The sequence below is a fragment of the Lacticaseibacillus sp. 22 genome (assembly GCF_055413445.1).
Genome location: NZ_JBVAYD010000008.1, coordinates 1 through 23,455, shown reverse-complemented (window position 1 = coordinate 23,455; position 23,455 = coordinate 1). Strand labels below are relative to the sequence as shown.

The window sequence follows — 23,455 nt, the reverse complement described above, 5'->3', positions numbered from 1 at the left end:
GTTACTTTTCGGTTTTCTGATAAAGTAAGTATAGAAATTTGTTGCCAGCAAATTGGAGGCCATGACCGTGTTAGAAATCTTTCTTTTTTTCAATCCTATTGGAAGTGTCTGTCTTAGCACCGAACAAAAGTTGCTACACCAGTTGGACAAATTCGAACAGGAAGTCAAAGTTCACTTTGTTCCGGTTTTAAATCTGGATATTATCGAACAGTTTATGCAGTGCGAACAATTAAATGTTCACAGCCTCGCCAAACGCAACCAGTTATTGCGAGCTGCTTATAATCTTGCTTTAGATTACAAAGCTGCCCAATATCAAGGAAACAAAAAGGCCAGGATGTTGCTGTTACGACTACAACAGCACGCGCCTTTAGTTCAATATCAATACGATGCAGCGTTTGTAGCGAAAATGTTAACCAAATGCCACTTAGATCATGAGATGTTTTACGAAGATCGACAACGGTCAGAAGTCAAAATGGGCTTTGATTCCGATCAACGCACTGCTAATCAAATGGGCATTACCCAAACCCCATCTTTGGTGATTGTCGATACCGATCGCAAAGTTGATGATGGGCATGCCGTTTTAATTGAACAGATTAGTGATCCTGATCTTATTCCCCGCCTTTGCGAGCTCATTCGAACCGATCCATCCCACTTCTTTACTGAGCGACCAGAAAACATGGGCAGTCATTTCCGATTTTTCTAACCATGGGCAACTGTGATTTCACCAACACTTAGTCTTCGTCTGAATGAAGCAACCTTTGTATTTGGATTTCAACCCAGCCTTTTTGCTAGCGGCAACATCAAATAACCTAAAATTTACTGTTTTTTAGCGGGCTCTGCGATTATGCAGGGTCTTTTTTACGCTTAAACCGGCGCATTTAGGAGTTAACGAAGCAATTGACCGCGCTGTCCCATCGTCGTTATTGCTTCTGAGTCCTTTCTCTCAGGGCTTTGCGCTTGGGGCGATGCATGATCGAGCAACAAGTTTGTGATCAATATCCGTAAACCAGTGCGGTAACTGACGCCAACGATACCCCAAATGATCACGCCGAATAAACCCAGCTGTTTGTAGCAGTTCCACCCAGTGTTTACCGATTAGTGTGCCGAGGGTTCCTGCTGGCAACAACGGCGTCCAGACATTCGGTAGCGCCGCCAGCCAGAAGTTTAAATTGTCGCGATCCGTAAACGTCCGCCCTTCAAACGTCAGTAACCATTTAACCCTTAACAGTAATTCCGGGATGCCAAAATGCCGCAGCGGATGTGAACGGTGATGCACAATCCATGGAACCCCGTGTAAGTTATGATGCTGCTGATATGCTAACGCCTGAAGCGTCATCCATGAAGGTACCCGCTTTTGTAAAGACAAACCGATATGCCTAGCCTGACGCAACCCATCTACCAGTTCCGGTTGCCAACATTGTTTAGGAGAACACCGCTGAACATAATAAGTCAATAGACGTCCAGTTGGCATCAGCTGAACCCGTGTAAGTTTGCCAGCTTGCGAATTCAGATACCACAATGTCAATAAGTTGTCTTCCAACGTTAAAAACTTTCGTGCCTGTCTTTTACCACGGTTATGCTGATACCGACGTCCTAAAATCCAAGTGACTTCCCACCCACGAGCGTGATACATCGTGGTACGCTTTTTCAAATCAGGAATACTTAACGGACTGGCTTGGAATTCCAATACTTTTGGCGGGTTACGGTGAACAAGAATATCTGCCCGCTGCCGAATGTTGGCATCATAGTACTCCAACGTAGCCGCCTGCTGATGCAATCGAAGCCAGGTTACCAACCAACTTTTACCTGTCAGGTGTTCGACACTCTCCGGTTCTCCTTCATTGTCTGATCGCTGCCGATGAGCAAAATGTGCCGGCATCACCACACCATTTTTAATCAAAACGCGTTGTTTGCAGATTGGGCAATGGAACGATCGGTTGCGTAGTTGTTGCGCCTGTTCATGACTGGTTAATATGACTCGCCGGTTTTCTTCATCCAAAGCTACAAACATCATTCTCACCTCATGAATAGATTACGCCGTCAATTAAAAATGCCTTGCGCCGCCATAAAACATGAGCCGGGCAAGACATTTTTCGAATGCAATTGCAAAGTACGTTATTAAAAAAATAAACCGGCCATCAGAAATGCTTCCATGCTAAGAATTTAAAGTAGCGGGTTAATTCTTAAAGCTATGGATTGGTGCCGGGATGCGACCGCCGCGATTAATAAATTGACAGGCATCCCCATCATTAACCGCCATAATCGGGGCAGTTCCAAACAAGCCGCCAAATTCGACTTGATCACCGACTTGCTTACCGGGTACCGGAATCACGCGCACTGCAGTGGTTTTATTGTTAATCATGCCAATCGCTGCTTCATCGGCAATCATCCCGCTAATTGCTGCATCCGGCGTATCACCGGGAACGGCAACCATGTCCAACCCAACGGAACAAACTGCCGTCATCGCTTCTAATTTTTCCAAACTGATTTGACCATTAGCCGCTGCTGTGATCATGTTGGCGTCCTCAGAAACCGGGATAAACGCACCGGATAGACCGCCTACTCGTTCAGCAGCCATGATCCCGCCTTTTTTGACTGCATCGTTAAGCAAAGCGAGTGCCGCAGTGGTTCCTGGCGTGCCAACATGGCTAAGACCCATCGTTTCTAAAATCTGGGCGACGGAATCACCTTGATCCGGCGTCGGTGCGAGACTTAAATCGACAATATTAAACGGTACCTTTAGCCGATCAGCAGCAACCTTTCCGACAAATTGCCCCATTCGTGATACCTTAAATGCCGTTTGTTTGATCGTTTCGCACACTTGTTCAAAACTAGCATCTGGTTCAGCGGCGAGTGCGCGCTGTACCACGCCGGGACCGGAAACACCGGTGTTGATCGCAACATCACCTTCTGAAATCCCCCAGAAGGCTCCTGCCATAAACGGATTATCTTCAACCGCATTGCAAAAAACGACCAGTTTCATGGCATTTTGCGGCTTCCGATCAGCCACCTGTTTGACCACCGTTCCCATCAACTTAACGGCGTCCATGTTCAACCCACTACGAGTACTGCCAATATTTACCGAAGCGCAGACCCGTTCTGTCGTTGCTAACACTTCCGGCAAACTCTTCATCAGCGCGGTTTCGGCCTTGGTACTGCCATTTTGGACTAATGCCGAATACCCACCGATTAAATCTACGCCCAGATCCTTAGCGGCACGATCCATCGCATAGGCAACCGGCCGAAAATCAAGCATTTGATCCGCCCCAGCTAAAAGACTAACCGGGGTCACACTGATCCGCTTATTCACAATCGGAATGCCATACTCATCACTAATGGAATCCGCCACCGCTACCAAATTGGCCGCCTTTTTCATAATCTTAGCGTAAACATGATCAGCGGTTGTTTGTAAATTACCCGTCACACAATCCAGCAAGGAAATCCCCATGGTTATCGTTCTAATATCCAGATTTTCCTCACTGATCATTTCAATTGTTTCTTTAATTTGTTGCGTCTCCATGATCAAGCTACTCCTTTATAGTGAGCGCGAGCCAGCGCGGGAGAAACCGGAGTGTAAGCGGCCTGGGGCGTGATGGCTGCACTTTGCCATTGCGACCCAGGTCCTTACACGCAGGTTTCTGCGCTGGCGAACGCGTTAATGTGAGCGTGAGCCGGCGCGCTTAGAAGTCGGAGTGTAAGCGGCCTTAAGCGTGATGGCCCGCTCTTGGCCATTGCGCTTAAGGTCCTTACACGCAGACTTCTGTGCCGGCGAACGCGTTATGACTAAACCAGCTTACAGACGGTGCATCGCGTCAAAAATCTCCTGACGGGAAACTTTGATCTCCACACCGATTTTGTCGCCTAAAGCTGTTAGTTTTTGCTTAACAGTTTTGAAACTGGCATCATCCGGAATTTTAGCCAATAGCATCATGGTAAAGGCGCCTTGCATAATGGTTTGTGACACATCTAAGATATTAACATCTAAATTAGCGAGTGCAGTGGTAACCTGCGCTATGATCCCGACCTTATCTGTCCCAATAACGGTTACGATGACTTGCATGCTTCTTTCCTCTCTTTAAAAACAATTATTTTGGTTCATACGGTGAAACGATGCTTTATTTTACCATAACCGATGAAGTAAGCTGCGAAGATTTTCAACAACTGCCCGCAGTCCCCCACTCCCAAATTCGCATCCGGCAATTAATGCTTATACCTAAATAAGTCAATCTAGCGCCGGTCTTTTATCATGGTAGAATTAACTTTGGAGGCAGAAAATGAAAGTCGGTAAATATTTGGTAGCACTGTTTGGTATGTTCCTGCTCGCATTAGGGTTAACCCAAGTCCACCCTGATCATCAAACGCCGTTAACTGACGATGCCCATCCACGCATCTGGGTGCTTAGTGATACGCATTTTATTGCGCCTAGCTTGCACGATGAACGCAGCGCCTATACCCAAATCAAACGATCAGCCGCGGGTAAAGATATGGATTATCAACCAGTTGCCATTCATGCATTAGTGCAAAACGCCTTAAAATCACGGCCAACCGCCTTAATCATCACTGGGGATGTGACGTTTAACGGTGAGAAAACCAGTGCTGAAAGCTTAATGCACCGACTACAACCCATGGCATTAAAGTGTTAATCATCCCCGGGAATCATGATATTTATGACGGTTGGGCCCGCGCTTATAAGGGACGCCAACAACGCCTGACTGAACAAATTAGCCCCAGCGACTGGCGCCAGATCTTCCACAGCAGTTATGAACAAGCTGCTGCCCAAGATGGGAACAGTCTAAGTTATCGCGTAAATCTCAATCACCAATACCAATTGTTACTGCTAGATAGCAACATTTACACGATTGAGCCATCTAATCGTCCGCCTAATACAGGTGGTAAGCTTTCTCCGCAAACGATGACCTGGGTGCGCCGCCAATTAGCGCTGGGTGCCCGCGCGCATCGCAAGTCAATTATTTTCATGCATCACAATCTATACACGCATAACGAAGCCGTCAATCAAGGTTATGTTTTAGACAATAGTGACGCGTTAAAAAAGTTATTAACCCGCTATCATGTGCCCTTAGTCTTCTCCGGGCATATTCATGCACAAGACATCAGCCACGACCCAGCTGGCCAGTGCCCGACTATCGAAATTGTCAGTGGTGCGTTTTCTATTAGTCCCGCTAGTTATGGGGTCGTCACGTTTGGTCCCCAGCAAATTACTTATCAAAAACAGATCACCAACCTGACCCCTTATCTCACCGCAAAACAGCGAAAAAATCCTGATCTTTTGCACTATCAGCGTTACTTGAAAAAATTATTTCTGCAAGATGGTGAAGCGTTAGCCTATGGTGATTTAATGGACAATAATGTGACCAATCAGCGTGATCTTGACGCCGCTGCCAGATTAATGGGTATTTTGAATTGGCGCTTTTTCACCGGAAATGATCATCCAAGTCGCGCTGAACTTAAACGGTTGCATGCCGACCCCGGTTGGTCCGTGCTTGAACGTTCAGCCATGTTACGCCGATATCTGAAAACCATTGTTCAGGATCACAATTTAGGCGATCAGTATTTACGCCTCAAGCTTCGATAACACGTCCCATATCAAGTAAACTGGTTTGTGCAGCACAATATTAAAAAACTCGGATTCAAGGAGAACCATTCCGTCTCTTTGAATTCGAGTTTTATCTTGAAAAAGGCAATTTAACTCTTGTCCCGATCACCGCTGCGGCTGCTGTGCCAAATGAGTGGTTAATCGGTTAATCGCCTCGGCAACAAGCTTAGGATCAGTAGCTAAATTTAAACGAATATAAGTTGCCGTTTGAGGTGAAAACCATGCACCATAATCAACGGCCAATCCGCACACCCCTTCAACAAAGTCTTTGATCTGACTTGGCGCAACATAAGCACCAATATCAACATAAGCCAAATAAGTCCCTTGTAAATCGGCCAGGGTCGCTTGTGGGGCCGCCGCGGCTAAACCAGCTTGCAGTTGCCGATAATTGTAGCGAACCACTTGTAAGACCTGATCTAACCAAGCAGCACCATGCCGATAAGCAGCTTCACCGGCCACTTGCCCCATCAAGCTCGTATCAACCGGATGCAGCTGCTTAATGAAGGCATCATAACTCGTACGCAACGCTTGATCGGGAATAATAATGTGTGAATTCAGCAAGGCGGCTAAATTAAATGTTTTTGACGGCGCATTGAGCACAACAAGCTTTTTTCGAGCTTTACCTTCAACGACCTGTAGAGCGGATGTAAACTTCGGCCCACTCACTTCAAGATCACCGTGAATTTCATCAGAAACCACTGTCACATCATACCGACTTGTGATGGCAAAAAGTTGTTCTAACTCATCTCGGGTCCAGATCCGACCAACCGGATTGTGCGGTGAACACAGAATCATCGCTTTAATTTCATTCGCCGCCAAGGTCTTTTCTAATTGGTCAAAATCCATGCGCCAACCATCAGCGGTTAATTGCAAGTCAACTGATACGACTTTACGTCCAAGATCATTAATGGCATTCATAAAGGGATAATAAACCGGCTGCATGATGAGGACCGGATCACCAGGTTCTGTCAGCCAGTTCACCATCGCATACAGTGATTTGACAACGCCAACGCCAAAACGCATCCACTCAGGTTCAACCGTAATGCCATGTCGTTCCTTTTGCCAGTTAATGAAGGCTTCGTAATAAGACTGCGGGCGAATGGAATAGCCAAACGTCCCTTCCTTGACGCGAGCTGTCAATGCATCCAAAACTGCTTGAGGCGCCTTAAACTCAGTGTCGGCAATCCACATAGGCAACAAGTCAGCCCGGCCAAATTCTTCTTTCAGACCGTCCCACTTCACAGCATTGCTATTATGACGATCAACTAAGTGCGTGTCCACAAACGTTGCAATATCAGTTGGCAAATCTTCCATCAATGATCCCTGCTTTCTTGCTTTTGTTGTCATTGTACGCATCCAGTAGAACCATGTCCACCGTCATCAAGTACCCAATCAGTCATCCGGCAATCCTTTTAAAACCTTAGGATAACAGCTCCTCAACCGCTGGCTCAATTGCTTCAGGAGTTGTTTTAGGTGCAAAGCGCTTCACGACATGCCCATTGCGATCGACCAAAAACTTGGTGAAGTTCCATTTGATCGACTTACCCAATTCGCCTGGAGCCTCAGTCTTTAAATATTTAAACAACGGCGCCGTCTGCTGACCATTGACCTTGATCAGTTGATGCATCGGAAAGCTGACCCCGTACTTCATTCGACATGCCTCTGCTGCAGCATGTCCATCCGCCAGCTCCTGCTTAAACTGATTTGATGGAAATCCTAACACGATCAAACCTGCTTTTTGATACTTTTTATACAATGCTTCCAAACCGTCAAACTGCGGGGCAAAACCACATTTGGTTGCCGTATTGACGATCAGCATCGGCCGGCCTTTATATTTATTCAATGAATACTTGGACCCGTCTTCTAGCGTTACTTCAAAATCGTAAATTGACATGATGCTACCACCCTTCTCAAATAATCACGTTGCTTTATCCTAACATTTTTTGAATCGGACAACCCGGAAAAATATTTAAAGTTTTGCTTGCGCCCCTTCTACGCATCCGCTATAATCATTATTGTTGTTGCCGCGATGGCGGAACTGGCAGACGCGCAGTGTTCAGGTCGCTGTGGGATTTATTCCCGTGCAGGTTCGATTCCTGTTCGCGGCATTTCATAGGATATTTTAGCCTTCTTTAGAAAATGAAATGCCTATACATCAACGTTTTAGCCCTCCTAGGTTATCTTAGGAGGGCTTTGTTTTTGTTTTCAGGGGGACAAAAAGGGGACAAGCCAAGTACTCATTGTCTCACCTCCCTCTCCGTGCTACGCTTAAATGATGGAGGCGAGACAATGACACATAAAACCCATCGCGCGTTTGGCTGTTATGGCATTGCAACCATTGACCAGCGCTTGATCGTCATTCGGAAAAATGGCGGACCGTATATTCATCGATTCGATCTTCCCGGTGGCAGCTTGGATGGTCCCGAACCACTTGAGCATGATGTCTTGAGGGAGTTTAGCGAAGAAACCGGCCTAACTGCCACGATCGACCGACAGTTAGGGGCAACCAGCTTTGTTTATCCGTGGCAATATGAACGTTGGACGATTAATCAACATATTTGCGTGTTTTATGCATTGACGTTAACCGGTGGACAGTTGGCATCGTCAGTCCCACAGTTTACAGGTCAAGACTCACTGGGTGCATGTGCCCTGCCGCTAGCAAAGTTAACTTGGGAAAACGCCTCACCACTTGTCATGTTTGCCAAAGACTACCTGCAAACCGGCACCCCGAATTTATCCACGCAAACATTTAATGACTGGACGGTTTTAAAAGAGGTGCCCACACCATGAAACAACTGACGGAACAATTAGCGCGTGCCATTGTTCGTCCGCGATCACGGAATACTTATAAAGGCAGCTTCGGTAAAATCCTTATCATCGGCGGTAATGCGCAATATGGTGGTGCAGCAATTATGAGTGCCAGTGCGGCTGTTTACGCCGGTGCCGGACTGGTTAGTGTTGCGACCGATCCTGTCAATCGCAGCGCTTTACACGCCCGCTTACCTGAAGCGATGATTCTGGATGCTTCCACTTCGGCACTGGAGACAGCGATCCATCAAGCGACCGTCATTGTTGTGGGACCGGGATTAGGCACGGACACGACTGCTTTGAAAATTTTAAAGCGTGTCTTTGCAGCCGTTAGTCAAACCCAAGTGCTCATTATTGACGGCTCGGCCATTACCCTTGTAGCCACCCATCACCTCGCCTATCCCCAAGCCCAGCTAATTTGGACACCGCATCAAGTCGAATGGCAACGTCTCTCCGGCTTGGCACTCGCAGCGCAAACAATTGAAGCCAGCCAACAAGCAGCCGCAAAAATCCCTGGAATCATCATTGCCAAAAGTGCCCAAACGCATGTATTCATCGGACACGAAATCTATGCCAACACAGCTGGCGGACCAGCCATGGCAACTGGCGGCTCCGGTGACACCTTAACCGGCATCATTGCTGCTTTTGCGGGACAATTCCATCCTTTGAGCCAAGCTGTGTTAGCCGCGGTCTTTGTTCACTCACACGTAGCAGACATCGTGGCCATGAATAGCTACGTCGCCTTACCAACCATGGTCATTCGCGAGCTACCAGCCTATCTGAAACAATTATCTGTATCAGCGAATTAACAACTTAAATAATGTCAATCAAGACAGCCAAAAAACGCCCTTAGAATTTCGTGCTTCTAAGGACGTTTTTATGTATTCTGCCAAGTTTATCTTAATGATATTTCACGGACGCTACCGTCAAAATGGTCAAAATCAACCGCCATTTAATAGAAAATCCAAGACATTCATCCCCGAACTGGTTTCACTGCGATATAGCTCGGTATAACCACAGCGGGTACAGGAAATCGTCACGAACTTTTTGTTTTGAACATCAAAGATTTTGGAGAAATTACCGCCCGTTGCCTGAAACCGATCCGAGATATAGCTTGTATTTTGACATTTGGGGCAAATATATTGTTGTTGGTCCATTGCGCTCACCCTTTCTTGTCTATCAGTATAGGGGTACAACTATGCCCTGACAATGGATCCGTTAACGAAAAAGTAAAGATTAAACTTAGCGTACCATCTGATCCAGTAGCGAACGCTCATCATCCGTCAGTGCCCGATACTCACCGGCGTCTAAGTCCTCAGGCAGACGTAATGGTCCCATTGCAATTCGTGTCAACGCGACGACTTCATTATCAACGGCCAGCAGCATCCGCTTAATTTGGTGATATTTGCCTTCTGTAATCGTGATATGAATTTCTTTATTGTCAGTCGCCGGTACAACCTGAACGTCAGCTGGTGCCGTCGTAAAGTCTTTTAAAGCAACGCCTTGTTCTAACTGGTGTTTCATCTCAGTTGTAAGTGCCTTGGCTAACTTAGCAGCATAAGTTTTTGGTACATGGTGGTTTGGCGCTAACAAAGTATGCCCTAAGTTGCCGTCAGTTGTGAGCAATAACAGTCCAGTTGTATCTTTATCAAGGCGCCCGACTGGATAAAGGCCGGGCCGATAATCATGTGGTCGAATCAAGTCCAATACCGTTGATTGCGTTGGATCTTCGGTTGCGGTGATGACGCCAGCCGGTTTGTTCATTAAATAATCGACTTCAAGTGGCCCGTCTGCTTGAGCATCATTAACCTCAACGGCAACACCCGGAAGAATATTGTAGCCCGGATCCGTCACTAACTCACCGGCAATCCGAACGCGCTTGTCGCGAATCAGGGCTTTGACTTCTTTTCGACTACCAAACTGTAAATGACTTAAATATTTATCTAATCGCATAAAATCACCGGATGTGTAAAATTTCGCGCAGCCGACTGACCCGTGCACCAATGATCATATCGGCCAAACGTGTTTTCAAAATCAAATAACCGTAAATCAAAACGCCAAAACCAACTGCTACCAGTAAAACAAACGCTGCGCCAAACTGACTCTCAGGGTTAATGAGAATACCGGATACGTCCACGATCAAGTAGCAAACCGCACACATAATCAGGGAAAAAGCTAAAATACCGACGCCGCGCCGAATGGTCTGTCTGACATGAATATTGTACATCCGATTAGTCGAATACAACATCAACAAACTAGACACCGTCATGCCCAACATTGTCGCCATCACCGGCCCATAAACATTAAAGAAGAAGATCATCGGCCATTGCGCAATGACTTTAACAGCGAGACCAACCAGCATCTCCTGAATCGCCAATCGATTATTAAACAACCCTTGAAGAATAGCGGCCAACACCGTAAATAATCCTAGGAGAATCGCCAAAATTGACGAAAATTGTAACAAGCGAATCCCAAGGAAGTCCATATCACGATAAAACAAAACATATAACGGACGCGCAACGGCCACCATGCCTAACGCCGATGGAATCATGACGATGAAGAAAAGCTGCAACGTGTTCGTAATTTGCCGTGCTAAACCTTCAACATCCCCACGCGTTTTTGCGCCAGCCAGCAAAGGAACAACCGTAATTGCCATGGCCACTGCAAGACTGACAATGATCATGATCAGCTTGTTGGCGTTGCCGGCAAATAATGCATAGAACCGATCAAGCTGATCTTCGCTAACTAAGTAGAACGCCTTCATCATTGGATTAAACGTGTATTGATCAACAATATAGTAAATATTAATCGTTGAATCCATGATAATGAACGGAATCGCCTGCCGCGCAACATCAACTAAAATTTCGTTAACGCTGATATTGAGCGCCTGTTTACTTTGTGCCACCAAAGTATCCAATCGCGGTTTCTGCCGAACAAAATACACGACCAATAAGCCAAGTCCAAAAACTGCCCCAATGAATGCCGCAAAGGTTGAATGCACAACCGCATTCAGGTAATCATGGTTACCGGCAACCATGATGGCATAAGTCATGACAAGCATATACAGAATACGGGCAACCTGTTCAATAAACTGACTGATCGCACTAGGCGCCATTTCGTTATAGCCTTGGAAAAAGCCCCGAATCAGGCTCAACGATGGAATCAGCAACAGTGGCCATGCCAACGAGCGGAAAACCGGAATCATCCGGGCATCCCCTGCTGCGAGCAATGGCGCTAGCAACCACATTGCCCCACAAGACAGAATCCCCATAATGAACATGGCAAATGTCCCGTGATAAAAGAGCCGCATACCGGTTTTATATTCACCCATCGCATTATAGCGGGCAACTTGTTTGGAAACCGCTCCAGGCACACCAGCAGTTGAAATAATCAAAAACAGGCTGTAAATCTGATAGCCTTTAGTAAATAAAGCATTAGCCGTTAAAAAAGCCGCTCCAAGCCAAATACGCCACGGAATGACATAAATAGCACCAAGAATCCGCGAAAAAACACTGCCGGCAGTCATCCACGCCGAACCGCGGATCATTTTTTCCTTGTCTGAACGTGGCGGTTGCGTCCCGCCGCCCAGCGAATTTTCCATGATAAGCTCCTGTCGTGTTGCGTAATCCTTTATATTTTAGGCAATCCCAGCCTCACTTGCAATCTTTACTGAGTTTCTTTGTTGAATCAAAAGAAATCTTTGAAAATCGTGGTCACGTGAGCTGAACCATTGCCTTCACATAATGGACACGTTGCGTCATGAACCCGATGTCTTCACAAGATGAATTTGACACTTTTACTAGCTGATAAAAGTCATAAAATTGGGAAGATGCTCTTCTGCCCGACCGATACTGTCCAGCTTTTTACGCTCACCATAACGCGTTCACCAGCCCAGAAATCTGCGTGTAAGGACCTCAGGCGCAATGGCCAAAGACCGGCCATCACGCCTGAGGCCGCTTATATTCTGGTTTACGCCCATAACGCGCTTGCCAGCCCAGAAGCCTGCGTGTAAGGACCTTGGTCGCAATGGCCAAAGACCGGCCATCACGCCCAAGGCCACTTACACTCCGGCTTCTAAGCGGGCTTGCTCACGCTTACTTTCTAACCGCGCCGGCTCGCGCTCACCAAAAAAGCGATTCCAGAGGCAGTTTTTGTCTCTAGAACCGCAATTGTGGCAATCAAACTTATCCTATCAGTCTGACCAAAATGCAACCACATTACTTAGCAACGATATTAATAATCTTACGTGGTACGACAATGATTTTTTTAATATCCTTGCCTGTCGTATACTTCTGGACATTTTCATTGGCTAAAGCAGCTTGTTTGATCTCGTCATCAGTCTCGTCAACGCTCGCAGTGATGGAACCACGAAGTTTGCCATTGACCTGCACCATCATGTCGTAGGTGTCGGTTTTAAGCTTGCTTTCATCATAACTTGGCCACGGCGCATAGGTTAAGCTGTGATCATGTCCCAGCCGTTGCCAGATTTCTTCCATCAAGTGCGGTGCGATCGGTGCGAGCATTTTGACAAAGCCTTCAACATATTCTAGCGGCAAATCATCGTCTTTGCGCGCCGAATTGATGAAGACCATCATTTGGGCAATCGCCGTGTTAAAATGCAACGCCTCATAGTCCTCGGTTACTTTTTTAACCGTTTCGTTGTAGACCTTATCCAAACGACCGTCATTAATGGTGGTGATACGATCGCGCAGTTTACCTTCATCATCAATAAAGGCACTCCATACCCGATCCAAGAACTTGCGGGCACCCGCCAAACCATCTGTGGACCAAGCGATACCGGCATCCAACGGTCCCATGAACATTTCATACAGGCGCAAAGTATCGGCACCGTATTCGTCCACCACGTCATCGGGGTTAACAACATTCCCCTTAGACTTACTCATCTTTTCATGATTATCACCCAAGATCATGCCTTGGTTAAACAGGCGCTGGAATGGTTCCTTGTTTGGAATCGCACCGATATCATAAAGGAACAGATTCCAAAAACGCGCGTACAGCAGATGCAGCACGGCATGTTCGGCCCCGCCGATATAAAGGTCCACTGGCATCCACTGCTTGAGCTTGTCATAATCAGCCAAGGCCTCTTTGTTATGTGGATCGACAAAGCGCAGGAAGTACCACGAAGAACCGGCCCATTGCGGCATGGTGTTCGTCTCCCGCTTACCTTTACGGCCATTCTTGTCCACAACATTGACCCAGTCTGTCAAATTGGCGAGCGGGCTCTCACCGGTTCCGCTTGGCTTGATATCAACTTCTTCCGGCAAAGTCAGCGGCAATTCATCTTCTGGTACCAGGGTTGTCTCGCCATCTTCCCAATGAATCACTGGAATCGGTTCGCCCCAATAACGTTGCCGGGAAAAGACCCAGTCACGCAACTTATAGTTAACTTTTGCCTGGCCAATGCCTTTATCTTCCAGCCATGCGATCATCCGATCAATGGCATCCTGTTCGTTTAAGCCATCAAGAAAGCCGGAATTAATGTGCACGCCATCGCCGGTATAAGCTGCCTCGTCAATGTTGCCACCTTCAATGACCGGTTTGATTTCGATGCCAAACTTCTTAGCAAAAGCATAGTCGCGATCATCGTGGGCCGGCACCGCCATAATTGCCCCGGTACCATAAGTTGCCAGTACATAATCTGAAATCCAGATCGGCAACTTCTCGCCATTGACGGGGTTGGTCGCATAAGCACCCGTCCAGACGCCGGTTTTTTCCTTATCGAGCGCCGTCCGGTCAAGATCGGACTTATGTGCTGCTTCTTCAATATAAGCATCAACAACTGCCTGCTGTTCCGGCGTCGTAATCTTTTCAACCAAGTCGTGCTCTGGTGCCATGACGACATAAGTTGCGCCAAAAAGGGTGTCCGGACGCGTTGTGAAAACGTCAAACTTTTCCTGGGTATCGGTGACCGTAAACGTGATTTGCGCCCCGGTTGACTTGCCGATCCAGTTTCGTTGCATCTGCTTGATTGATTCAGGCCAATCCAAATCATCCAAGTCTGCAAGTAATTTATCGGCGTACGCTGTGATCTTTAGCATCCATTGCCGCATCGGCTTACGAACAACCGGAAAACCGCCCCGCTCCGTTTTACCATCGATCACTTCTTCGTTAGCGACTACGGTTCCCAAATCAGGGCTCCAGTTAACCGGAACTTCAGCTTCATACGCTAGTCCATGTTTATACAGTTGTTCAAAAATCCATTGTGTCCATTTGTAGTAATTCGGATCGGTCGTATTAATTTCCCGGTTCCAATCATATGAAAAACCAAGGCTATTAATTTGACGCTTAAACGTTTCAATGTTTTGCTTAGTAAAAGTCCGGGGATTGTGACCGGTATTCAAGGCATATTGCTCAGCTGGTAAACCGAATGCATCCCACCCCATCGGATGCAAAACGTTAAATCCTTGCATTCGTTTCATCCGCGCCACAATATCGGTTGCGGTGTAGCCTTCTGGATGTCCAACATGCAAGCCCTGGCCTGATGGATATGGGAACATGTCTAATGCATAATAATTCGGTTTCTTCGGATCGGTCGTGGTATTGAATTCGTTATGTTCGGCCCAATAACGCTGCCACTTCTTATCGATCTCATGATGATCGTATGCCATTTTGTTACCTCCCACTTATTTTCAAACAAAAAGCCGCCCTAGTCTTCATTAGGACGGCTCAGCCGCGGTACCACCTAAGTTCTGCTTTCACAGCGCTCAAAAGGGGTAACGGTCCGGCCGGCTGCGATTACTCCGTTCACCGCAGCAACTTCAAAGGTCAGTTCAGTCTTAGCATCGTCAGGCTCGCACCACCGCCTGCTCTCTGAAACCCGCGCCGACTTACTACTCCTTTGTTCGTTTGATGATTGCGTCAATCATAGCAAAAACCATGAAAGTGTTCAATGGTCTTTATGCTATTCTAGTCATATTAGTTATTTTCTTTGTCAATCTGCGGAAACGTCAACGCGTCACCGTGGATTGACCAAAAGCCGACTAAACGGTATTCAGTCGGTTATCAATTTACGTTTACAGGAGGTTGTCTTGTTGCATCGTCGGTCATTGCCACTTTATTTTTCAGGTACTGCTTTTATGATCTTCATTATTTTCTTAATTGGCATTCTCAATCGGGCAAGCTGGATTCAAACGACTGATCAGCATGTCATCGCATTTGTGACCCGGTTCCATGTGGATGCGCTAAAGCCAATCCTCATCGCCGTTACCGAACTCGGCAATCCGAGCATTCTGATTTTTTTAACGCTCGGGTTAGCAGGGGTGCTTTTGATCTATCGTTATCGGATCGCCGCTTTGTTTACGGCTAGTGTCGGTGCCATGATGGGGATTTTAAATATTGGTATTAAATATCTAGTCCAGCGACCGCGTCCATTCATCGCCGACCCGCAAATTCGCGCTTTGGTACAGGCTGGCGGGTTCAGTTTTCCGAGTGGTCATTCAAGCGGCACGATGATGTTTTATGGAACCTTGATTCTTTTAGCATGGACTTTTGTCAGGCGACCAACGATTAAATGGATGATTACTTTGTTGGCTGGCGGCATGATTGGATTGACCGGTTATTCGCGAATTTTTGTGCGGGTTCATTATCCAACCGATGTCTTCGCAGGCTTTGCGCTCGGGTTTGCCTTATTAATGCTCAGCTGGTGGTACTTTAGCCCGTATTTCTCCCGCCGTCATCAGCGCCATGAAAAAAGCAGATACCAGCTTTAACGGCTGATATCTGCTTTTTGATTGTCGCATCGTCATCAACATTAACTCGGACCGGTTATTTTTGTTGTTGAACTTCTTTAACCGCCTGTTGAATCATTGCTTGTTGAACCGCTGCTTGTGCTTGTTTCAACAGTGCCGCCTGATCGCTCGCCAGTTTCGGATTTGCTTGAGCCAACTCAGCAGCTTTGGCTTTCACCGCGGCAGCCATGGTTGCTTTTTGCTGAGCAGTCGGGTGTTGCAAGGCTTTGAGCTTAGTGCCGAGACGTTTGGCTTGCGTCGTCGTCAGCTCAACCCAACTTTTAGGCACCACGAGTCGATTATGCTGTGCCACCAATTGGCCTGCACCTTGGTGGTTAAACAATGCACTGAAAAAGCTATTTTGATATTCCCAGCGAGTTGTGCGACTTGTCATCGAAGCCGTTGTTCCTGTCGTCTGCACAACCTGATTGCTGACGGCCAGATCTGCTTTGGTATGCACCGCTTTTTTCTTAGGATCAGTTTTATAGATGTAGACAACATGCTTACCGGCAGTGCCAACATTTTGCTTCAATAACATTGGCATCTGCGCATTGGGTGATGCCGTATAAATCGTTTGTTCATCCGTAGTCGTTCGTTTTTCCATTCCAAAATGGGCGTTATCGTTAAGCACCATCAGTAACAGACTGCCCATCAAGCCAATACTGAAAATGGCAATTAACGTGCTCCGCTTTGCCGATCGATGCATCATGATGAAACTGAGATAAAGGCCAATGACCATTAGACCTAAGAACCAAAGAATCATGCCTTCACCTTCTTTTCTGGTTGAATCGTGATTTCCTGTGACATGGCGTGGCTATTCAGGAAGAATGCAAGCACCCAGCCAACCAAGCTAAAGCCAACTGCTAATAAAAAGGCTGCGTGGTAACCGTTTAATGTTGCATTGAGGAAGTCCTGCTTATACTGCAAAGGATTGCGCTTCAACAAGCTGGCAGCCGGCTTGGCGAGGTTGGTAACATTTGACAACACGGAAATCAAAACCGCCGTTGTCATGGAAGTCGCAACCTGACGTACCGTGTTATTCACCGCGGTACCATGCCGAATCATATCAGGTGTCAGTGCATTCATCCCGTTGGTGGTCAATGGCATCATCACCATCGAAATCCCAAACATCCGCACCGCATAAATCACGGTAATGAAGATTGACGGCGTATTCGTCGTTAAGAAGAAATACGGCAACGTTGCAATCGTCAGGAAGAAGAGACCTAACTGAGCTAAGCGTTTTGCCCCAATGCGATCAAAAACCTGACCGGTAACGGGACTCATCACGGCAATTAAAAGCGCCCCTGGCAACAGCGTTAGTCCTGATTCCAAGGCACTTTTACCATGAATGATCTGCAGATACAGTGGCAAAATCATTTCAACGCCGACCATCGCCATGTTGGCAATCGTCCCTAAAGCAGTCGATAACGCAAAAATCTTACTCTTGAAAACTCTTAATTCGACAAACGGCTCCTTAAGATGCAACTGCCGATACCCAAAGATGACAATGAAGATGAGTCCGACAGCAATGGAACCAAGGACCATTGGATCGCCCCAGCCGTCATTACCGACTTCAGAAAAGCCGTACAACAAAGCGCCAAATCCAATTGACGACTCAATCAGCGACGGCACATCCAGCTTCGGATTCGAAAGTGGTAACACGTTTTTGAAAAAGAACATGGCCGCAAGAATCACCAACGCCGCGATTGGCAGGATCATGCCGAACAAAACCCGCCAGCCGAAATTATCGATGACATAGCCGGAAAGTGTCGGCCCGATTGCAGGCGCCACCCCAATCGCGATCCCCGCCATTCCCATAGCAGCTCCACGCCGATTTGGTGGGAAAATCGACATCATGATGTTTTGTAACAGCGGCATGGTAATTCCGACGCCGATCGCCTGAATCAATCGTCCGGCTAATAAGACGCCAAAACTATTAGCAACAAACGCCACCAGCGTGCCAACAAAGAAAGTACTCATGGCACTCATATAGAGCCATTTTGATGGGACTTTTGCGCTTAAATAAGCCGAAACGGGAATCATAATACCGTTTACCAGCATGAATCCCGTTGACAACCACTGGACGGTTGCGGTTGAAATATCAAAAGCCTTCATCAACGTTGGAAACGCGGTGGAGAGAATTGTCTGATTAAGAACCGTGATGAATGTCCCGACAATGAGGGTAATCACCATCATCGGTACGTTCACAGGTTTCCCGTTGATATCTTTAACGTCCATAACTTCGCCTGATTTCTTTATAATGTTTCATACTTTTAATATTACATAATGTAATATTGACAGGAGATTATATTACATTTAAACTAACTAGTTGTCAAGGTTGTGATTTGAAAGTCGCTGCATATTTTTTAAAGGCAGCGGGTTCAGGTTTAGCAAAATTCGTCTGGTTCACGCTCACCATAACGTGCTTCCCGGCGCACGCTCATCAGAGGAGAGATTTTCATGGAACTGTTTAATAAGCGGTTGCGATCACTCGATATTTCACTAGGCATCGGCGAAACAAGTCGTATCACCGGTGCAACCCCTACCCAAATTCGTTATTGGGAAAAAAAGCACCTGATTCATTCACGTCGCCACGAAGCAAATGGCAACAAACGTTATTCGCTGTCCAATATTGCGTTAATTGTCATGATCAAAACCATGCTGGATGAAGGTTATACCTTAGCTAAAGCCAGTGAAGAAATCAAAAAGTCGCATCAAAAAGCCGACATGCTTCATGTCCTCATGAGTACCCGCCTTCAAGACATTCAATACGATGACCAGCAAACCTTGCTAAATTTTGGGCCCCTTGAAAATGACCCCACATATGATGTCGTGGCCGTCGTAAATGAAAAAAATGCTAAATTATATAAACAGCCGATTAAACCGTCCGCCGCGATCAATCAGCAAACGACCGATAACCTGCTGAAATGATTGATACCTCTTTTCGCGCTTGATGATGAACGCTGCTATGCAAAATCGGCCTTAGAGAAACGAATTGACGTTCTCTAAGGCCGATTTTTTTATGCCCGTCCGCTCAATAATACAACGGCTTGATTAGAAAAACTTTGGCTCAAACGAATGGCTACCGTAACTACCGGCTTCATAGTTCAAGCTTCTTCATCAGATTCTTGCGCGGCCGCTTTTGCTAAAACCTTTTTGGCTTCAAAATGATTGGCCACCAAAGCGAGCGCCACAATCACAATTGAAAAGAAGTAAATATTGTGCAGCCCCTCATAAAGGATTTGACGTAACGTTGGCAAAACGCTAGCCGGTAACTGTTTTGCCGTATGCGGATTGATCAGTTCGTTTAACATATTACTGTTTAGCCGGCCATCAGCCGCCACGCCTTGAGTCAGCCGCAAGTTAAGCACGATCCCATAAACGGAAACCATCAAAGTTTGCCCCAGCGTCCGCGATAACGTATTAAAACTCGTCGCCACACCCACTTGATCAGGGCTGACCACCGCCTGAGCTGTAACCGTTGTGATCGTAATGACCAAGCCAAATCCCAAGCCAAGACAGCCAGCAACCAGTAGGAAAACAAAATACGGCGTTGACTGTGGCACCAACGCTAAGACCAAGCTTCCCCCAAGCAGCCAAAACATGGCCCCTGTCAGAATCGGTTTAGGTTGAAAACGTCCCAGTAACTTACCGGCAAAAAACGAACCGACCACCCACATCAACGAACTCGGCGTTACGGCAAAACCACCAAGCGATGCATCCATACCAAGAATGCCTTGAATCCACATCGGCATATAAACTTCAAACCCAATCACAAACCCTGAAATCAACGCCGCAATCAAGTTATGAATGATAAACGTGCGATTTTCAAAGAGTTTTAGATCAATAATCGGATCAACTGCCCGCCGCTCTGCCTGCCAAAAACGCCAAAAGCCAACAACGGCAATAAGTGCCATCCCCGCTAACTGCCAAATCGCATTGGGTTCAGCAAGCGTCTGGAATCCGTACATCAGTGCTAACAACGCAACCAAAAGCCAGACCGTACCGCGCATATCCAACGGTTGCCGTACCTGACGCCGATCTTCTTGCAAAAAGAACCAAACAAGGCCAAAAGTGATTAATCCGAGTGGCACATTAATAAAGAAGATCCAATGCCAGCTCAATTGATCCACGATGAAGCCACCCAGTAACGGAGCAATGACAGATGCAATCCCCCACATCGAACCATTAAACCCCAGCATTTTAGCCCGCTTTTCAAACGGATAAATATCGGCAACGATGGTAAACGTCACCGGCATAATGGCACCAGCACCGACCCCTTGAATCGCGCGAAAGACGATCAGCATCACCATCGACTGCGACAAACCCGATAACAAAGAACCGATGACAAAAACAGTCAGCCCAATCAAGAAAACCGGTTTACGGCCAATTTTGTCACTTAATTTCCCATAAATCGGCGTTGCCATCGCATTAGTCAAAAGAAAAATTGAAAAAACCCAATTCATAAGATGCACGCCATGTAAACTACCAATAATCGTCGGCATCGCAGTTGAGACAATCGTCCCCTCGATGGCGGTCATAAAAGTACCCATAAAAATTGCCGCCGTCACAACAGCAACATTTGTTTTTCTCTGCTTCATAAATTACTCCTTAAAAAATGTGAGCGCGAGCCAGCGCGATGCCAGTGCTAATCTCACACCACCAAAGCATAAAAAAACGACCCGGATGGGAATACGCCCGTCCAAGGCCGCCTCTTTTCTCGCTAATCTCGATACTTGAGAAGTGCTTGCACCTTATCTAAGTGCTCCCAAGGAAGATCAACATCTGTACGTCCAAAATGACCATAAGCCGCTGTTTGTTCATAAATCGGCCGCTTAAGATCTAACATTTTAATAATACCAGCTGGGCGCAAATCAAAGTTCTCGCGAATAGCCTGTTCAATTACTTGTTCAGAAATAACGTTGGTGCCAAATGTGTTGACAGATACCGACACCGGTTTAGCAACGCCAATCGCATAAGCCAGTTGCACTTCCACGCGTTTGGCCAAGCCGGCTGCAACAATATTTTTAGCAATATAACGCGCTGCATAACTAGCAGAGCGGTCAACCTTCGTCGCATCCTTACCGGAAAAGGCCCCACCGCCATGCCGGGCAAACCCACCGTAAGTATCAACAATAATCTTACGACCAGTCAATCCGGAATCGGCTTGCGGACCACCTAAGACAAAGCGACCGGTCGGGTTAACATAAATCTTCGTGTCATCATCCATCATGTCAGCTGGAATGATCTTCCGAATGATTTTAGCCTCTACGTCACGCCGAATTTCTTCCAGTGTGACGTCAGGATCATGCTGAACAGAAAGAACTACTGTATCAACCCGAACAGGCTGCTCGTTATCATCATACTCTACTGTTACCTGGGCCTTTGCGTCTGGGCGCAGATAACTGATTTCGCCAGCGTGCCGCAATTTATCCGTTTGACGCATTAAGGCATGAGCCAACGAAATCGGTAATGGCATATAGGTGTCGGTTTCGTCAATGGCAAACCCAAACATCATCCCTTGATCACCGGCACCGATTTTATCTAACGGATCGGTATCGGAATCGCGGGCCTCAAGACTTTCATCCACACCTTGAGCGATATCCGGGCTCTGTTCATCAAGTGCAACCAAAACACCGACACTATCCGGATCAAACCCAGACTCTTTTGTATAACCAATTTTCTTAATCGTGCCACGAACAACGGACTGAATGTCAACATAAGCATTGGTCGAAATCTCGCCGACCACCAACACCAATCCCGTCGTCACAGTTGTTTCACACGCAACTCGAGAATTCGGATCTTTTTCGAGCATTGCATCCAGAATGGCATCACTGATTTGATCAGCAATTTTATCCGGATGTCCTTCTGATACAGACTCAGAAGTAAATAAATGGCGTTCTTGCATCGTTTGTTTCCCCCTCATGATTTTCGGTTACAAGGCATGTTCGTTAATCGCTAACGAACCCCATCGGGAATGTATTGCAACTCTAGTAGCATAACATAAAAAATATAAAAATTCCGAAAATCTTTGTCTCTGGCAACGTGGTTTTGTAAAATGAGGCTATATAGAAAGGACATCCATCTTGAAAAAAATCGATCAAAGCGCCTACGCAATCGCATTCTTAGGCCAGGCACTTGCTTACCCATTTTTAATTGCTATGGCGCTGCAAGTCAACTGGACTTTTCAACTTGTCGCATTACTGTTTATGACAACATGTCTTGCTGGAACAACACTCGTCAGTTCAAACAAGCTTATGCTCCTACTGCTCATAGCAGGCGTTAGCGGTATCATCGGCACAATCAATCAATGGCTGCTACTGCCACTCATTATTGTTCAAATCGTCATTGCGTTTCTTTTACAGACGCAAAAAATGCCTGCGCTCTGGGTTGACACTGTCGTTTTTGGTCAGGCCCTGCTACTTCAAATTACGCTAATCTATGCCAGCCTGCATTTCTTCAATCGCACCATGCTGCTAGACCTAGCGCTTCTCTATTTACCTGCGCTGATCGGGCTTTGGGCCAACCGTTTTCCTAAGTGGACCGATCTGATTCTCCTACTGGTTGTTGCCATCCTTGGCTATGTACAGCAACGAATAAACTTCATTGCCATTGGCGGCATGTTCATCATTGTCACCGTCATTAACAGTCGACGTCCCTTTAAATTGCCTCGTTACATTTATCAATTCAGCCCATTAATCATGACCCTTCTACTCTACTTAGCACGCATGCATGGTTAGCATAAACATCACCGTCAACACTAAATCTCCTCCCTTAATTCAACAGTTTAGGGAGGATTTTTTTAACTTTCACGATATCACAATCAAAGTTTAGACGTTGAATTAGCTTAACAATTCAAAAAAACGCCCGCAATGACAGCGGACGTAAACTGATGGAGGATACAGGGCTCGAACCTGTGACCCTCTGCTTGTAAGGCAGACGCTCTCCCAACTGAGCTAATCCTCCATGACGATTACTACTTGTACAAGACTACCGGAGACAGCCAAGAATGGCAAGTACTTTAAACATTTATTACAAATAAAAATTAGCGTCAATTTTACTTTTGTAGCATAGGCTTTTGGTCTCAAAATTTTTAAAACATCCAAAAACAAAAGAAAATAAAAATCCCAAAACACTATCATATCAGCGTTTTGGGAAGCTATGGAAAGCAACTAGAGACAATAAAACGGAGAGTAAGGGATTCGAACCCTTGATACAGGCAAAACCCGTATACATGGTTTCCAACCATGCTCCTTCAGCCTCTCGGACAACTCTCCATAAAAAA

The 23,455-nt window shown here is 46.4% G+C and carries 19 protein-coding genes, 3 tRNA genes, 1 pseudogene, 1 riboswitch and 1 other annotated feature; of the genes and pseudogenes, 8 read left to right on the top strand and 15 right to left on the bottom strand.

The features are described 5' to 3' along the window. The first annotated feature begins 67 nt into the window (after positions 1 to 67). A complete protein-coding gene (locus ACWP87_RS05575; protein WP_005687248.1) occupies positions 68 to 703 on the top strand; it encodes a DsbA family protein in 636 nt (211 codons plus the stop codon). Between the two features lie 240 nt (positions 704 to 943). Here ACWP87_RS05575 and ACWP87_RS05570 read toward each other — a convergent pair whose 3' ends face one another. From ACWP87_RS05570 to ACWP87_RS05560, 3 genes are all read right to left on the bottom strand, one after another. Beyond that, positions 944 to 2,011: a competence protein CoiA gene (locus ACWP87_RS05570; RefSeq protein WP_015764885.1), complete on the bottom strand. Its 1,068-nt coding sequence runs from the start codon at positions 2,009 to 2,011 to the stop codon at positions 944 to 946. A gap of 165 nt (positions 2,012 to 2,176) precedes the next feature. After that, a complete protein-coding gene (locus ACWP87_RS05565) occupies positions 2,177 to 3,520 on the bottom strand; it encodes a PFL family protein (RefSeq protein WP_014569336.1) in 1,344 nt (447 codons plus the stop codon). 273 nt (positions 3,521 to 3,793) lie between these two features. Continuing rightward, positions 3,794 to 4,060, bottom strand: coding sequence for an ACT domain-containing protein (locus ACWP87_RS05560; RefSeq protein WP_014569335.1), 267 nt, complete (start codon positions 4,058 to 4,060; stop codon positions 3,794 to 3,796). Positions 4,061 to 4,274: 214 nt separating this feature from the next. On the opposite strand from ACWP87_RS05560, the pseudogene ACWP87_RS05555 reads away from it, so the two are divergent. Continuing rightward, positions 4,275 to 5,593: pseudogene (locus ACWP87_RS05555) on the top strand (metallophosphoesterase). 126 nt (positions 5,594 to 5,719) lie between these two features. Here ACWP87_RS05555 and ACWP87_RS05550 read toward each other — a convergent pair. Both ACWP87_RS05550 and ACWP87_RS05545 read right to left on the bottom strand, forming a co-directional pair. Next, positions 5,720 to 6,928 (bottom strand): MalY/PatB family protein, encoded by a 1,209-nt coding sequence (locus ACWP87_RS05550; RefSeq protein ID WP_014569332.1) that lies wholly within the window; start codon positions 6,926 to 6,928, stop codon positions 5,720 to 5,722. A 106-nt stretch (positions 6,929 to 7,034) separates the two neighbouring features. Next, positions 7,035 to 7,508 (bottom strand): glutathione peroxidase, encoded by a 474-nt coding sequence (locus ACWP87_RS05545; protein ID WP_005688627.1) that lies wholly within the window; start codon positions 7,506 to 7,508, stop codon positions 7,035 to 7,037. Between the two features lie 129 nt (positions 7,509 to 7,637). Between ACWP87_RS05545 and ACWP87_RS05540 the strand changes: the two genes are divergently transcribed. The 3 genes from ACWP87_RS05540 to ACWP87_RS05530 all read left to right on the top strand — a co-directional run bounded on the left by ACWP87_RS05540 (position 7,638) and on the right by ACWP87_RS05530 (position 9,231). Then, a tRNA-Leu gene (locus ACWP87_RS05540) sits at positions 7,638 to 7,722 on the top strand. A gap of 181 nt (positions 7,723 to 7,903) precedes the next feature. Further along, positions 7,904 to 8,404: an NUDIX hydrolase gene (locus tag ACWP87_RS05535; protein WP_005687236.1), complete on the top strand. Its 501-nt coding sequence runs from the start codon at positions 7,904 to 7,906 to the stop codon at positions 8,402 to 8,404. Beyond that, entirely contained in the window at positions 8,401 to 9,231 is an 831-nt protein-coding gene (locus ACWP87_RS05530; RefSeq protein ID WP_005713261.1) for an NAD(P)H-hydrate dehydratase, read from the top strand. Before ACWP87_RS05535 ends, ACWP87_RS05530 begins: the two co-directional genes overlap by 4 nt. A gap of 132 nt (positions 9,232 to 9,363) precedes the next feature. On the opposite strand, the gene ACWP87_RS05525 is transcribed toward ACWP87_RS05530, so the two are convergent. From ACWP87_RS05525 to leuS, 4 genes are all read right to left on the bottom strand, one after another. Continuing rightward, on the bottom strand, positions 9,364 to 9,579 hold the full coding sequence (locus tag ACWP87_RS05525; protein WP_005688621.1) for a zinc ribbon domain-containing protein: 216 nt from the start codon (positions 9,577 to 9,579) through the stop codon (positions 9,364 to 9,366). An 85-nt stretch (positions 9,580 to 9,664) separates the two neighbouring features. Beyond that, positions 9,665 to 10,375, bottom strand: a complete 711-nt coding sequence (locus ACWP87_RS05520) for a pseudouridine synthase (protein ID WP_014569331.1) — start codon at positions 10,373 to 10,375, stop codon at positions 9,665 to 9,667. Between the two features lie 4 nt (positions 10,376 to 10,379). Further along, positions 10,380 to 12,023: a putative polysaccharide biosynthesis protein gene (locus tag ACWP87_RS05515; protein ID WP_014569330.1), complete on the bottom strand. Its 1,644-nt coding sequence runs from the start codon at positions 12,021 to 12,023 to the stop codon at positions 10,380 to 10,382. Between the two features lie 616 nt (positions 12,024 to 12,639). After that, on the bottom strand, positions 12,640 to 15,051 hold the full coding sequence (gene leuS / locus ACWP87_RS05510) for a leucine--tRNA ligase (protein ID WP_014569327.1): 2,412 nt from the start codon (positions 15,049 to 15,051) through the stop codon (positions 12,640 to 12,642). A gap of 46 nt (positions 15,052 to 15,097) precedes the next feature. Then, positions 15,098 to 15,291: a binding site (T-box leader), on the bottom strand. Positions 15,292 to 15,471: 180 nt separating this feature from the next. Between leuS and ACWP87_RS05505 the strand changes: the two genes are divergently transcribed. Beyond that, the gene (locus ACWP87_RS05505; RefSeq protein WP_014569326.1) at positions 15,472 to 16,152 is read left to right on the top strand and encodes a phosphatase PAP2 family protein; all 681 of its coding nucleotides are present in this window, start codon (positions 15,472 to 15,474) and stop codon (positions 16,150 to 16,152) included. Positions 16,153 to 16,207: 55 nt separating this feature from the next. On the opposite strand, the gene ACWP87_RS05500 is transcribed toward ACWP87_RS05505, so the two are convergent. Beyond that, entirely contained in the window at positions 16,208 to 16,933 is a 726-nt protein-coding gene (locus ACWP87_RS05500) for a DUF4811 domain-containing protein (RefSeq protein WP_005713248.1), read from the bottom strand. Then, on the bottom strand, positions 16,930 to 18,408 hold the full coding sequence (locus ACWP87_RS05495) for an MDR family MFS transporter (protein WP_005687221.1): 1,479 nt from the start codon (positions 18,406 to 18,408) through the stop codon (positions 16,930 to 16,932). The genes ACWP87_RS05500 and ACWP87_RS05495 overlap by 4 nt, the downstream gene beginning before the upstream one ends. Positions 18,409 to 18,630: 222 nt before the next feature. Here ACWP87_RS05495 and ACWP87_RS05490 point away from each other — a divergent pair, with 222 nt between their 5' ends. Beyond that, entirely contained in the window at positions 18,631 to 19,101 is a 471-nt protein-coding gene (locus ACWP87_RS05490) for a MerR family transcriptional regulator (RefSeq protein WP_014569325.1), read from the top strand. Positions 19,102 to 19,277: 176 nt separating this feature from the next. Here the strand turns inward: ACWP87_RS05490 and ACWP87_RS05485 are convergent, their stop codons facing one another. Further along, complete coding sequence (locus ACWP87_RS05485; RefSeq protein ID WP_014569324.1) at positions 19,278 to 20,771, bottom strand: MDR family MFS transporter; 1,494 nt, start codon at positions 20,769 to 20,771, stop codon at positions 19,278 to 19,280. Positions 20,772 to 20,893: 122 nt separating this feature from the next. Continuing rightward, a complete protein-coding gene (gene metK / locus ACWP87_RS05480) occupies positions 20,894 to 22,078 on the bottom strand; it encodes a methionine adenosyltransferase (protein ID WP_005713641.1) in 1,185 nt (394 codons plus the stop codon). Next, positions 22,076 to 22,163, bottom strand: a riboswitch (SMK box riboswitch). Its footprint overlaps the gene before it by 3 nt. Before the next feature lie 93 nt (positions 22,164 to 22,256). On the opposite strand from metK, the gene ACWP87_RS05475 reads away from it, so the two are divergent. After that, on the top strand, positions 22,257 to 22,910 hold the full coding sequence (locus ACWP87_RS05475; RefSeq protein WP_014569323.1) for a hypothetical protein: 654 nt from the start codon (positions 22,257 to 22,259) through the stop codon (positions 22,908 to 22,910). A gap of 153 nt (positions 22,911 to 23,063) precedes the next feature. On the opposite strand, the gene ACWP87_RS05470 is transcribed toward ACWP87_RS05475, so the two are convergent. Both ACWP87_RS05470 and ACWP87_RS05465 read right to left on the bottom strand, forming a co-directional pair. Next, a tRNA-Val gene (locus ACWP87_RS05470) sits at positions 23,064 to 23,136 on the bottom strand. Positions 23,137 to 23,357: 221 nt separating this feature from the next. Further along, positions 23,358 to 23,447 (bottom strand) — tRNA-Ser (locus ACWP87_RS05465). Positions 23,448 to 23,455: the final 8 nt, after the last annotated feature.

What these genes read in the sequence shown, in the direction of transcription:
- leuS (WP_014569327.1), bottom strand. Translation starts at nt 15,051, where the DNA reads ATGGCATACGATCATCATGAGATCGATAAGAAGTGGCAGCGTTATTGG.
- ACWP87_RS05570 (WP_015764885.1), bottom strand. Translation starts at nt 2,011, where the DNA reads ATGTTTGTAGCTTTGGATGAAGAAAACCGGCGAGTCATATTAACCAGT.
- ACWP87_RS05560 (WP_014569335.1), bottom strand. Translation starts at nt 4,060, where the DNA reads ATGCAAGTCATCGTAACCGTTATTGGGACAGATAAGGTCGGGATCATA.
- ACWP87_RS05520 (WP_014569331.1), bottom strand. Translation starts at nt 10,375, where the DNA reads ATGCGATTAGATAAATATTTAAGTCATTTACAGTTTGGTAGTCGAAAA.
- ACWP87_RS05545 (WP_005688627.1), bottom strand. Translation starts at nt 7,508, where the DNA reads ATGTCAATTTACGATTTTGAAGTAACGCTAGAAGACGGGTCCAAGTAT.
- ACWP87_RS05490 (WP_014569325.1), top strand. Translation starts at nt 18,631, where the DNA reads ATGGAACTGTTTAATAAGCGGTTGCGATCACTCGATATTTCACTAGGC.
- metK (WP_005713641.1), bottom strand. Translation starts at nt 22,078, where the DNA reads ATGCAAGAACGCCATTTATTTACTTCTGAGTCTGTATCAGAAGGACAT.
- ACWP87_RS05565 (WP_014569336.1), bottom strand. Translation starts at nt 3,520, where the DNA reads ATGGAGACGCAACAAATTAAAGAAACAATTGAAATGATCAGTGAGGAA.
- ACWP87_RS05535 (WP_005687236.1), top strand. Translation starts at nt 7,904, where the DNA reads ATGACACATAAAACCCATCGCGCGTTTGGCTGTTATGGCATTGCAACC.
- ACWP87_RS05485 (WP_014569324.1), bottom strand. Translation starts at nt 20,771, where the DNA reads ATGAAGCAGAGAAAAACAAATGTTGCTGTTGTGACGGCGGCAATTTTT.
- ACWP87_RS05495 (WP_005687221.1), bottom strand. Translation starts at nt 18,408, where the DNA reads ATGGACGTTAAAGATATCAACGGGAAACCTGTGAACGTACCGATGATG.
- ACWP87_RS05500 (WP_005713248.1), bottom strand. Translation starts at nt 16,933, where the DNA reads ATGATTCTTTGGTTCTTAGGTCTAATGGTCATTGGCCTTTATCTCAGT.
- ACWP87_RS05550 (WP_014569332.1), bottom strand. Translation starts at nt 6,928, where the DNA reads ATGGAAGATTTGCCAACTGATATTGCAACGTTTGTGGACACGCACTTA.
- ACWP87_RS05525 (WP_005688621.1), bottom strand. Translation starts at nt 9,579, where the DNA reads ATGGACCAACAACAATATATTTGCCCCAAATGTCAAAATACAAGCTAT.
- ACWP87_RS05515 (WP_014569330.1), bottom strand. Translation starts at nt 12,023, where the DNA reads ATGGAAAATTCGCTGGGCGGCGGGACGCAACCGCCACGTTCAGACAAG.
- ACWP87_RS05530 (WP_005713261.1), top strand. Translation starts at nt 8,401, where the DNA reads ATGAAACAACTGACGGAACAATTAGCGCGTGCCATTGTTCGTCCGCGA.